The sequence below is a fragment of the Aneurinibacillus migulanus genome, from assembly GCF_001274715.1.
In the GTDB taxonomy this organism is placed as follows: Bacteria; Bacillota; Bacilli; order Aneurinibacillales; family Aneurinibacillaceae; genus Aneurinibacillus; species Aneurinibacillus migulanus.
On the sequence record NZ_LGUG01000004.1, the window covers coordinates 3,884,764 to 3,895,941 of the forward strand.

Consider the following 11,178-nt stretch of genomic DNA (forward strand, 5'->3'; position numbering starts at 1 on the left):
ACTCCCCTGGTTTTATTCTGCAGCTCTGATTCTCGTTTTCACTTTCATAATGCTCTCCATCTTGTTGTCCCAGCACTTTTGGCTTAAATCAACCGGATATTCCTCTGGATTGGACGTTCGTTTATACTCCTCCCATAATAACCCCATATTCTCCTTCACGAATTCCCTAATATGTTCCAGCGTAGGACATTCATATACGAGGCGTCCATCAACGAAAATGTCTTTGTGCAAGCTTCTGGCTTCAAAGTTTGTCACGAATTTACTAATAAAGGTATGAACGGGATGAAACATTTTCAGCTTTTCTTCCGCCTGAGGCACTTCGTCTTTCATTGCAATATAGTCGCCCTCAGCACGCTGGTTGATTCGATTTACAATCCGGTAGAGCTTTTTCAATCCTGGGGTAGTTACCTTTTCCGGATTTGAACTAATTTTTATCGTATCGATCATTTTTCCTTGTTCATTTTCAATTGCCACAAGCTTATACACCGCTCCGAGCGCCGGTTGATCATAGGCTGTAATCAGCTTTGTTCCAATACCCCATGCATCAATCCTTGCACCTTGTGCTTTCAAGTTCATAATGGTGTATTCATCAAGATCATTAGACGCGATAACTTTAGTTTCTGTATACCCTGCCTGATCAAGCATCCGCCTCGCTTCTTTGGAAAGATAGGCAAGATCTCCGCTATCCAGCCGAATACCGACAAAGTTAATCGCATTACCAAGTTCTTTCGCTACCTTTATAGCAGTTTTTATGCCATGTAGTGTGTCATACGTATCCACTAAAAACACACAATCCTTATGGCGTCTTGCATATTTCTTAAATGCCGTGTATTCATCCATGTATGCTTGCACCATCGCATGGGCATGGGTACCCGATACGGGAATGCCGAAAATTTTCCCTGCCCGCACATTGCTCGTGGCGTCGAATCCTGCTACATAAGCCGCTCTTGTTCCCCAAATCGCCGCATCCATCTCATGGGCTCGCCGGGTGCCGAACTCCATCAGTGTATCGTCTCCAGCCACTTGTTTTATACGTACCGCTTTTGTTGCAATCAACGTCTGATAATTAACGATATTAAGTAAAGCCGTCTCAATTAGCTGCGCCTCGGCAAGCGGAGCCTCAATTTGCAGAATCGGCTCATTCCCGAATACCAACTCTCCCTCCCTCATAGCACGAACTGTACCCGTGAAACGTACGGTTTGCAGATATTCAAGAAAGTCTGCTCCGTATCCCAATTCTTCACGTAAATACTCGATATCGCCCTCTGTGAAACGGAAGTTTTCCAAGTACTCAATCAAGCGCTCCAACCCGGCAAAAACAGCGAATCCGTTTCCGAACGGCAGCTTTCTAAAATAAAGCTCAAATACCGCCTTTCGGTCATGCATCTGATCTTCCCAATATGTTTCCGTCATATTTATTTGATATAAGTCCGTATGAAGGGCTACACCATCATCTTTGTATGTTTTTTTCATTTGCACTACCTCCTTTTTCATTCCTTCTTCGGCGCTATTAAAGAAGAGTCGCTCCCAAACAATTCTTCATATGCTGCAAAGCCCATTCATGTCCAGCAGGATTAAAGCTGGCGACTGCATCCGTATGAACAAAAATGGTATAGCCAAGATTATACGCATCAACGCATGTATGCAAGTCACATATATCTGTGCAAACTCCTGTAATATACAAATCTTTTATGTTTCTTTCTCTAAGTTTAAGATCCAACTCCGTGCCCGCAAATGCACTATATCTTGTTTTATCCATATATAAAACATTCTCTCTGTCTTTATATTTCCTGTAGATATCCGCTAGTCGACCGTACAATTCTCTTCCAGCACTTCCCTCAATATTATGGGGTGGAAATAGCTTCGCTTCCGGATGATATGGATCATGTAGACTATGCTTATCTACAGCGAACACAACATAAGCACCGGTTGTAATTGCTTCCTCAGCAATATTGCAGAGACGTTCTTCAATTTGAATCGCTGGCTCCCCAACTGGTAGAGCTCCATCCACAAAATCCTTCGTATAATCGATAATAATAAGTCCACGTTCAGTCATATGCTATCCCTCCATTATTTAAATTATAATTATTTAATTACTAATTACTATTTGTAAAAAAACTATTTGTACACATTAAACACAGGCTCTGCCTCATTAAACCGATACAACTTAGCCGGACGATATGAATATCGGTTAGATGTTTTCGGCTTTCCATCATTGCCAATCACCAATTCTATAAACCTCAGTTTCGGCGCTTTATCGAAAAATACAGGGGAGCTTTGAATCGCTGGATCAGATACAGCTGCCAGCAACACTCCTTGTAACTCTGACAGTGTAAACTCTTGCGGCAAAAAATTGCGGGCGACCGTCGTCTGAATCATGTCTCTTTTGATAAAAGCAAGCGCGTCCTGAATGATTTGCCTGTGATCGAACGCTAATTCTAAAGCAAATGCTTCTTCCATATCAAATAATTCCACCTCCGCCGCATCATCGGCAGCCTTTCTCTTGTCGAGCTGATGCTCTGGCACAATAGCATAATGTGCATTTGAGATAATCCAACCCCTCGGATCGCGCCCAGGCTTATCATATACATTAAAATGCTTCAGATGGAGTCCGCTTACACCCGCTTCCTCTTGTAGCTCACGTTTTGCGGCTTCATAGGCTGTTTCATCCGGCTGGATAAATCCTCCGGGAAGCGCCCACTTCCCTCCTTCGATATTGGCATTCCCTTCATTATCACATGCGGCCCTTTTAATTAGCATGATTTTCAGGGTGCGTTTCGGCGGCTTTTTCGTATGCTCTGGAAGCTCTTCCGCTATAATACTAAACACAGCAATATCGCTCGTATACCCGTCAGGTGTTCGGTATTGCTTTGCATCATAATGTGCTAACGTGTCTGCTTCTGTTTGATATCGTTCCACCGTATTTCCTCCTTTCCATTGTCCGTCTCACTAATTAACTTTTTCTTAATTACTAATTGTAGTATATGTCAAAAAAGATGGAAAGTCTACCCTTTATTTTCTAAATATACACTCAAAAATTAGAAGTTTATATATAACTTGACAAAAAAACGTCTAGACGGCATAGTTTTACTTGGTCCAGCTGTGATAAGACAACTGTGATTCATCTCGCAGCAGACGGACTGTGGTTTTCTAAATTATTGGGTTTATGAAAATTTACGTTTAAAAGGGGTAACGGAATTACTTCATATGATAGAGGAGAAAAAATAATGGCATGGCTTTATGTGTTTATTGGTGGAATTATTGGATTAAAATTGATTTCTTCAGATGAAGATAAACAGCATTCAAAAATAAAAAGTAAGGTGAATGAATAATGGCGTGGATATTTCTCATTTTTGCCGGAATAGCTGAAATTGTCGGAGTGATTTGTTTGAAGCTCGCAGAAGGATTTACTCGGTTAAAGCCTACGATCGCCTTCATTGCAGTCGGTGGAATGAGCCTTTACTTACTATCCTTAGCCTTGCGAACGATACCAATCGGTACTGCATACGGGATTTGGACAGGGATTGGTTCACGTAGATACCGTTTTGGCAGGAATGCTGTTTTTTAAAGAACCAAAAGATATAAAACGTCTTCTCCTTATCTCTTGCATTATTATTGGAATCATTGGTCTTAAGGTAACTTCGGGGCATTAACCTTTTTATATCTAAAGCTTGTCGCCTATTTAACAGCAGAAACCATCAACTACATCTTTTGATACTAAGTCGATAAAAATAACAGAACATTTAGTTTTCCAGTGCAACTTATGAAGGATAATACACTAGTGTAATTTTAAGGAAATTAAAGTACTATTAAAAATAACTAATAGTTTTTTATTTACATAGGGAGAGCGAGAAAATGAAAAAACGAAAGCTGATTCTGCCAAGCCTTGCATTGGTTATGACACTAAGTACTACACCGGTTTTTGCTTCCCAGCCGTTGACCATTCAAATAAACGGTTCTGTTACTTCTACTCCTCCAGGTGTACATGTGGTGAAAGATCAAGTGATGATCCCCCTTCGTTGGGCTTGTGAGCAACTAGGAGCACGATCCATTGAGTGGGATGCGAAATCCAAAACTGTTTCCATCGAAACAAATGAAACGTATTATGCATTCACAAAGCTATTATCCTATATCCAGGCTCTAACCCCTAGGGATCAGGAGAAAGAAACAGAGATGTGGCCCCTTTCGGAAAATGCGAAGAAGATCACCCTTCCCCGCCTTTCCGATCGTGCAGTCATGCTTAATTTCCCTGAGCACCACATTGAGCCAAAAAATCCGATTACCATTTCAGTTAATGGCTCGCCTTATGCAGCTTATAGCGCTGAAATCCGCAATGATCGTATATATGTCCTGTCAGACTGGATACAGCAATTATTCAAGGCTGACGTTGCATATGATCAAAAGACAAACACCCTCTCTATTAAGGCTCCTGATAAAGAAGAGATTGAAAAGCAAATACGTACGATCGAAGAAGCACTTGTTCCCACTACCCCAGAAGAAGCAATGAAGCTGTGGGGTCGTGGAGAACAGACCCGAAGTGGAGCGCTCCAATATGCAGCCCTCTCTCCTGAGCTTCGGGAAAAAGCAATGGAACAAGTAAAAGATAGAGGAGGCTGGGTTACAGGTGGCTCGAGTCCATGGGTTGGGCCGATTACGGTAAAAGAGGAAAAGAAGTTGAGTGATACTGCCGTACAGTATACTGTAACGTATCCAGAAATTACTTCTGGCGGATCTACAACAGGTACCGAGACATTCATTGTCGAGAAGCGTACCGTAAATGAAAAGGAAGGCTGGTTTATTACAAAATTGCTATTCGCAAGCCCATATTACACTATCATTCCGGCGGAATCACAGCCTCCTGAAGAACCTATCACCTATGTCCCTCTACCCAAATAAAAAAGGCACCCTCCTACAGTATAGTTGGCCAAGCAAAAAAAATTGGCAAGCATACATTAATTGTGAACGCCATATATGGGGGTGATTTATATGCCAAATGGACGTAGACCTGTACGTGTGATTACGCTACGCCCTGGTCAAAGTGTAGCTCTCCGCTGCAACAGAGAGGTAATCATCGTTCGCTGCCGCCGTCGTCGTCGCCGTTTTGTATAAAAAGCATACTATGTAATTCCCATTCTACCACGATACGAACGCACTTCTAACAAGGTGCGTTCGTGCCTTTTGTATCTTTCATTCCTATCTTAAGCCAGCTTTCATGTTACAATCTTTAAAAAACGTTGTAGGGGATGATCATGTGAAGAAGAGGATAGGCTGTTTTCATGCTCACCATTCAAATATTGAGCATATCCAAAAAGCGCTGAGTCTTTATGATGTTGAATTGGTCCACTTTGTTGACCCAGGGTTGGATCGTATTAAAGCAGATAGGGATTACAATGCTACAATCATTCAAAAGAAAGTTAACGATACGCTTGCCTGGATTTCCCGATGCCATGTGGATGCGATTCTAATTACCTGTACTTTTTTTACTGCTAACATGTCTGATAAGGATGCTTCTTACTCCATTCCAATTATCAAAATCGACGTGCCTTTATTTTACGCGATTTGCGAGAACGAGCATCCGCAAATCCTGACTTTTACTAATCCACACACAGTACAAGGTACAATGGAGCAGTTGAAAAGCTTTGCTGACCGTCAAAATAAATCCATCCATGTTGAACCTTATTTGCTAGAAAACACGTTTGAACTTATTATGCAAAATAGAAAAGAAGAATACACAGAACGAGTAGCTAGTAAATTAAAACAAATTATAGATGAACACCCAGATAAGCGTATCTGCACAGCGCAATTATCAATGGTTTCCGCCGCAGAGAAGACCTATACGGAAACAGGTATACAGATTGGAAATCATTCGAAGTCATTAGCTGATTACCTAGAAAGAACATTACGTTTACATTGCAAATGAACGGACATACTCTATCCTAATCCATGATTGATAATTCTCCGGTAACCATTAGTGCCTGTAACGATAAAAACAGCTGGTAGTTAAAATGTGAATGACTTAAATCTTGTCCAAGTAAACTTTTAATCTTTTGCAAACGATAGCGAAGCCCGCTTATAGATAAACAAAGATCATCTGATGTTTGTTCAAGATTCCCCCCGTTTTCCAAGTATACATATAATGTTCGTAAAAGCTCTTTATTTTTAGTACAGGTAGGATTATCGTATAGTTTACCCAGCGTGTATCTTGACATTTGCTTCACGGCTTCTTCATTATTCTGGTTAATTAGCATTCCTACTACTCCAAGCGACTCAAATGACACAATATCATTTCTCTCCGTTGTCATACGAAGGGCCGTCTTTGCTTCATCGTAATGCTTACAAGCCTGATCGATAGATTTACCAGTCATGCTAATCCCTGTTCGAAACCGGTAAAGCGGATGCATTTTAGAAAGAAATTGCAACACTTCTCTACTAAAAAATTCAATCGTTTTCGTCAAGATTGATGTTGGAACTAACAGCACCCCTCCATTTGTACGCTGTGAAAATAATACATTCAATTTATTTCTCTTCAAAAACTCAGTGATTGTTTCCATGAATGCTTCATGAAAAACAAGTTCGTTTTGCAGCTTCTCTTCCACACTATGATACGCAATAAACACGATATAGTACGATTGGTTAAGATCAAGGTTGATAAAATTCCCTCGTTGAATGATGTCTTTTTTTGATGTACTTTTCCCGGATAAAATATTATCCAAAAAATACCCTTTCATCCGTTCCGTTGCTTCAAAACAGTTTTTTTCATTTAAAAGATAAATGGAGCACGCTAATGATATTCGCTCCAGTATCATAAAATCGATATCAGAAATCTTTATCGTAGAGTCGGTATAAATAAACGAGCAATACCCGGAAACCTTTTTACCGATAAAGATAGGTGCAAGTAAGCGGGTATGAGCAGTTGTAACTATCCTTTTTATTGAAAGAAATGGCGTATGCTCTTTTCTATGGTTCTCCAAATAAGATGTAAAGGAGAGATTCACATCTATATACTCATGAGGCGATAAGCCCGCGTAAGCGAATGAACGAAATTTCACATCATCAATTGTAATGGGGGTCCCAGTAGCTTCACAAACCACCTCGGCAATCGATTGCAGATTATTTCCTTTAAAGATTTCTTCGGTTAAATTGCTATAAATATTTGTGGCTCTCGTTAAATTATTCCGCTCTTCCAGCAATTTTTCATACGTATAGCCAAGCTCATCAACGATCGTGTCTTCCTTGTAATATTTCAGTTCGTTTTTTATCGTATCTTTATCGCACAAATCAATCGATTTTGCGACCCAATGGCAGCACTCGTCCCCTTTGGCTTCACATGTAACCTCTTTAACGATAACCTGTTGGTTACTAATGACAGATAAATAACCACTCGCATAGCCAACTAGAGTGTTGCATATCGGCTCATTCGCCAGGCCGTATCGGTTTACATATTCTTCGGCCTCATAAGAATGGAGCCAATTGCCTTCCATATGAATAGAGAATCTCGGTTCATTATCCCTTTTCTCGATTTTCAAATACGTTGTTTCTACACGTGCATGGCCTTTTAACGTATGCATAACTGTACCGTGCTGAATGGATTCTTGTGCTGTAGAGAAATTCATAGTTAAGGCTTTACGCGCATCATTTGAACCAAGCTCCTTACCATGACGAATAAGAAATCCTTTTAATCTCTCTTTACCAATATTACTTTCAATATCTTCCTTCAGTGTTCCGATAGCAGAAATAGATAATAAAACAACACGCTCACCATCCATATGATAGGCACCGTTTTGTTTTGTTAAGGATTTAGACGAAAAAATATTGTTAGCCATACCGATTGCAAACCCCTCTTCTGTAAAGGATTAACAAAGCCTGGTAAGTGCCACATCTACATACCTGTTATGGATTCACCTTCCCATCACCCGTACCATCAGATCGCTTAAAGGATACGTTTTACACGCGAGAGCATATCCTTTCTCTCGTTCATTATCCGGCAAGGCAGCTTTGGAAGATAACCCGACTTCATAATCTCCGGCTACGATTTTAATCTTGCACATTCCGCATCCTCCATTAAAACAACCATAAGGAAGCTTTAGAAAATTGCGTTTTGCCGCAGCCAGAATATTAGAGTTATTACTGCAACCAACTGTCTCCTGATCAAACGTAATTTCGTACATCCGCTGTTTTTTAGTAACCGCTTTCATTATATTGCTCCTCCTTTTATCTGTCCATCATTGGACCGTTTGCCATTGGGCAGCCGATCCAATAATGAACAAAAAATTACTGTTTACGAGAGGGCTAAACAAATATTTTTCGCTTCGGTAAAAAATTCAAGGCTATGATGACCGCCTTCGCGACCGATTCCGCTTTTCTTAAATCCGCCAAACGGGGCGCGTAAATCACGAACAAACCAACAATTGACCCAGATCGTTCCGGCGCGTACCTTGTGCGAAACACGATGAGCACGTTTTAAATTTTCCGTCCATATCACGCCGTTCAATCCGTATGGCGTATCGTTGGCTATATGCAAAGCCTCTTCTTCTGTATCAAACGGAATCAATGTAACGACAGGACCGAAGATTTCTTCCTGGCAAATGCGTGCTTTCGAATCTTCTTGAATGTAGACGGTCGGCTCTAAATAGAATCCAGCTTGTAAATGCTTAGCCAGGTGCGGTCGCTTTCCACCCGTTACGAGCGTTGACTGCTCCTCTGCAGCGATAGCCAGATAGCTTGACACCTTTTCATAGTGCTCTTTACTAACAAGCGGGCCCATATTCGTGTCTTCATCCTGTGGATCTCCTACCTTTAACGCTTCAGCCGCTTGTTTAAAACGTCTGACAAACTCATCAAAAATGGAACGTTGTACTAAAATACGGGAACCAGCAAGGCAGACCTGACCTGAATTCAAAAAGGCTGCTTGAATGGAAACAGGAATTGCCTTATCAAGGTCAGCATCCTCGAACACAATATTGGCCGCTTTGCCCCCCAGCTCGAAAGACACACGTTTTAGCGTATCCGCCCCCATCTTCATAATCGCCTTTCCGGTTGTCGTTTCTCCGGTAAACGAAATCAAATCGACCTCCGGATCGGCTGTCATATATTCACCTGCTGATCCCTTACCGAAGCCCTGGACCACATTGACAACGCCATCGGGGATTCCGGCTTCTTTCGCGATTTCACCGAGCAGCGAAACCGTCAGCGGTGTAGCTTCAGCTGGTTTAATAACGGCGGTATTCCCGGCTGCAAGACATGGACCTAGCTTCCATGTTGTTAGCATTAGCGGCAAATTCCACGGCGTAATTAATGCTGCAACTCCGACTGGCTCATATCTTGTATAGTTTATATATTCTTCATCCATCGGGTACGTCTCACCACCCTGCTGTTCCATGAAGTCGGCAAAAAACTTCAGATTATGGGCTGCCCGCGGGATTTCTTTTTCATATGCTACTGAATAAGGCTTGCCGACATCGAGCGCTTCCAGCCTAGCAAGCTCTTCGCGCCTCTCTATCATAATCTCGGCCATTCGGCGAATTCGCTTCGAACGTTCGCTTACAGGCATCGTTCGCCAAGATCCTTCGAATGCGCGCCGTGCCGCCTGGCATGCACGTTCGACATCTTCCTTTGTCGCTTCATGCACCCGTGCAATCAACTCCTGTGTTGCCGGGTTTGTCACATCAAATGTTGATCTTGTACTCGATTCCACATATTTACCATCAATGAACAACTTAACTTCACGAACCGTTGTTGCAACTTTACTCATTTCATTCACCTCGCTGTGAATTTTCCCTTCTTTTCTTCACGGACACTCCAGCAATTCCCCAGTGTGCTGGCTCCATTTCATTGATAAATACCCGGACACTCTCAATGGGAGCCTCCAAAACATCACTGACCGTATTCGTTACTTCTTTAATGAGCTTCTCTTGCATTTCAGGAGAACGGCCTTTGATAATATTGATTTGGATAAATGGCATGAACTTTACTCCTTTAATTACGTAGTAAATACTACCTGAACAGCTCCGAGGCCATCAAATCCTACGGAAAACACATCGTTCTTCTTAATCCTAAACGCTTCGGTCAACGCCCCGCTTAGTACTATCTCTCCGGCTTTCACGAATTGGCCTCTTTCCGCCAGCTTGTTAACCATCCAGGCAACTGCTCTTGCAGGATGTCCCATAACAGAAGCACCGGTGCCTGTAGCCATGACTTGTCCGTTTTTCTTAAATACGCTCCCGATTACTTTCAAATCAAGATTATCTATGTTTTCAATTCTATCTCCTAGAATAAAACGGGAGGATGAAGCATTGTCCGCAATTACGTCTGGAAGCGTAAATTTAAAATCCCGGTACCGGCTGTCGATGATTTCAAATGCAGGCATAACATAGGCAGTAGCCGTCAGCACTTCTGGAACTGAAACCGGGCCTTTGATATCTCGCTCGAATACAAACGCTATTTCCGGTTCAATTTTCGCATGAATGAACGGCTGTAACGAAATAGGATCGTGCTGGTCAAGCTCCATGTCGTCCAACAATACACCGTATAACGGTTCATGAACCCCCATCATCTTTTGCTTGGCCACGCTTGTAAGCCCCAATTTGTGTCCTCGGAGGCCACTGAAAAACTAGCGTTTTTTAGAGTAACTAAATTGATTCATCAAAAAAGACGACTCTAATTCAGTATTTGAATGCAGAGTCGTCTTTTTCCCCGTTATCACTAGCTGTATCTCTCGCTTTTAACCCATTAGTTTCAATATCCTTTTCAAATTCACTGTAAATATAGCCATTGCCCCTTGTAATTCCATACCAATAAGACCCGAGGATGACGCCACATCATACCCGTGTCGGTGCTTTAACTCACTATTTTTAGCTTCAATTTTATATCGTTCTTTCGATTTTTCTTTAAAATACTCACTTTCTTGAAATTTTTCCTGTTCTACATGTTCGTTGGATTTAATACTAACAGAATAACTCTTGCTTTTGGCTCCTTCTTTATAACATCCTTCTTTAAAGGAACATCGCTTACACCTTTCAATATCAAAATAGTACGTATTTTTTTGATTTTTACCTACCCCTTTTTTTCCTTGTCGAGCTTTCCGGATCGCCATATGTCCTGCTTTACATACATACATTCCTGCATCTTTATTGAATTCAAATTCATCTTCCTTCTTTCGATTCCCTTGTGTAACGGAAG

At 41.6% G+C, this 11,178-nt stretch carries 12 protein-coding genes and 1 pseudogene; 4 read left to right on the forward strand and 9 right to left on the reverse strand.

The window, feature by feature from the left end:
* Positions 1-12 precede the first annotated feature (12 nt).
* The 3 genes from AF333_RS20450 to AF333_RS20460 form a co-directional block, all read right to left on the reverse strand.
* The gene (locus AF333_RS20450) at positions 13-1,473 is read right to left on the reverse strand and encodes a nicotinate phosphoribosyltransferase (RefSeq protein WP_043068786.1); all 1,461 of its coding nucleotides are present in this window, start codon (positions 1,471-1,473) and stop codon (positions 13-15) included.
* Positions 1,474-1,510: 37 nt separating this feature from the next.
* A complete protein-coding gene (locus tag AF333_RS20455) occupies positions 1,511-2,056 on the reverse strand; it encodes a cysteine hydrolase family protein (protein ID WP_043068787.1) in 546 nt (181 codons plus the stop codon).
* Between the two features lie 62 nt (positions 2,057-2,118).
* Complete coding sequence (locus AF333_RS20460; protein WP_043068788.1) at positions 2,119-2,919, reverse strand: NUDIX domain-containing protein; 801 nt, start codon at positions 2,917-2,919, stop codon at positions 2,119-2,121.
* Positions 2,920-3,331: 412 nt separating this feature from the next.
* Between AF333_RS20460 and AF333_RS20465 the strand changes: the two are divergent.
* From AF333_RS20465 to AF333_RS20475, 4 genes and pseudogenes are all read left to right on the forward strand, one after another.
* Positions 3,332-3,653: pseudogene (locus tag AF333_RS20465) on the forward strand (DMT family transporter).
* A 202-nt stretch (positions 3,654-3,855) separates the two neighbouring features.
* Positions 3,856-4,896, forward strand: a complete 1,041-nt coding sequence (locus AF333_RS20470) for a copper amine oxidase N-terminal domain-containing protein (protein ID WP_043068789.1) — start codon at positions 3,856-3,858, stop codon at positions 4,894-4,896.
* A gap of 90 nt (positions 4,897-4,986) precedes the next feature.
* Positions 4,987-5,109: a hypothetical protein gene (locus AF333_RS36930; RefSeq protein WP_255322302.1), complete on the forward strand. Its 123-nt coding sequence runs from the start codon at positions 4,987-4,989 to the stop codon at positions 5,107-5,109.
* 142 nt (positions 5,110-5,251) lie between these two features.
* The gene (locus AF333_RS20475) at positions 5,252-5,920 is read left to right on the forward strand and encodes a hypothetical protein (protein WP_043068790.1); all 669 of its coding nucleotides are present in this window, start codon (positions 5,252-5,254) and stop codon (positions 5,918-5,920) included.
* Positions 5,921-5,936: 16 nt separating this feature from the next.
* On the opposite strand, the gene AF333_RS20480 is transcribed toward AF333_RS20475, so the two are convergent.
* The 6 genes from AF333_RS20480 to AF333_RS20505 all read right to left on the reverse strand — a co-directional run.
* On the reverse strand, positions 5,937-7,823 hold the full coding sequence (locus AF333_RS20480; RefSeq protein WP_043068791.1) for a XylR N-terminal domain-containing protein: 1,887 nt from the start codon (positions 7,821-7,823) through the stop codon (positions 5,937-5,939).
* A 75-nt stretch (positions 7,824-7,898) separates the two neighbouring features.
* Positions 7,899-8,195 (reverse strand): 2Fe-2S iron-sulfur cluster-binding protein, encoded by a 297-nt coding sequence (locus AF333_RS20485; RefSeq protein WP_235356730.1) that lies wholly within the window; start codon positions 8,193-8,195, stop codon positions 7,899-7,901.
* Positions 8,196-8,278: 83 nt separating this feature from the next.
* The gene (locus AF333_RS20490; protein WP_043068792.1) at positions 8,279-9,751 is read right to left on the reverse strand and encodes an aldehyde dehydrogenase; all 1,473 of its coding nucleotides are present in this window, start codon (positions 9,749-9,751) and stop codon (positions 8,279-8,281) included.
* Between the two features lies 1 nt (position 9,752).
* Positions 9,753-9,992 carry a 2-hydroxymuconate tautomerase gene (locus AF333_RS20495; RefSeq protein ID WP_407638687.1) on the reverse strand — a complete coding sequence of 80 codons (240 nt, stop codon included), beginning with the start codon at positions 9,990-9,992 and terminating at the stop codon, positions 9,753-9,755.
* On the reverse strand, positions 9,980-10,567 hold the full coding sequence (locus tag AF333_RS20500; RefSeq protein WP_052812397.1) for a 2-keto-4-pentenoate hydratase: 588 nt from the start codon (positions 10,565-10,567) through the stop codon (positions 9,980-9,982). The genes AF333_RS20495 and AF333_RS20500 overlap by 13 nt, the downstream gene beginning before the upstream one ends.
* A 153-nt stretch (positions 10,568-10,720) precedes the next feature.
* Positions 10,721-11,178, reverse strand: a 458-nt coding sequence (locus AF333_RS20505; protein WP_053432729.1) for a transposase, incomplete at its 5' end; no start/stop codon positions are given.

Excerpts from the sequence above, each read along its gene's own strand:
- AF333_RS20450 (WP_043068786.1), bottom strand. The coding sequence starts at position 1,473 with ATGAAAAAAACATACAAAGATGATGGTGTAGCCCTTCATACGGACTTA.
- AF333_RS20455 (WP_043068787.1), bottom strand. The coding sequence starts at position 2,056 with ATGACTGAACGTGGACTTATTATTATCGATTATACGAAGGATTTTGTG.
- AF333_RS20470 (WP_043068789.1), top strand. The coding sequence starts at position 3,856 with ATGAAAAAACGAAAGCTGATTCTGCCAAGCCTTGCATTGGTTATGACA.
- AF333_RS36930 (WP_255322302.1), top strand. The coding sequence starts at position 4,987 with ATGCCAAATGGACGTAGACCTGTACGTGTGATTACGCTACGCCCTGGT.
- AF333_RS20480 (WP_043068791.1), bottom strand. The coding sequence starts at position 7,823 with ATGGCTAACAATATTTTTTCGTCTAAATCCTTAACAAAACAAAACGGT.
- AF333_RS20485 (WP_235356730.1), bottom strand. The coding sequence starts at position 8,195 with ATGAAAGCGGTTACTAAAAAACAGCGGATGTACGAAATTACGTTTGAT.
- AF333_RS20490 (WP_043068792.1), bottom strand. The coding sequence starts at position 9,751 with ATGAGTAAAGTTGCAACAACGGTTCGTGAAGTTAAGTTGTTCATTGAT.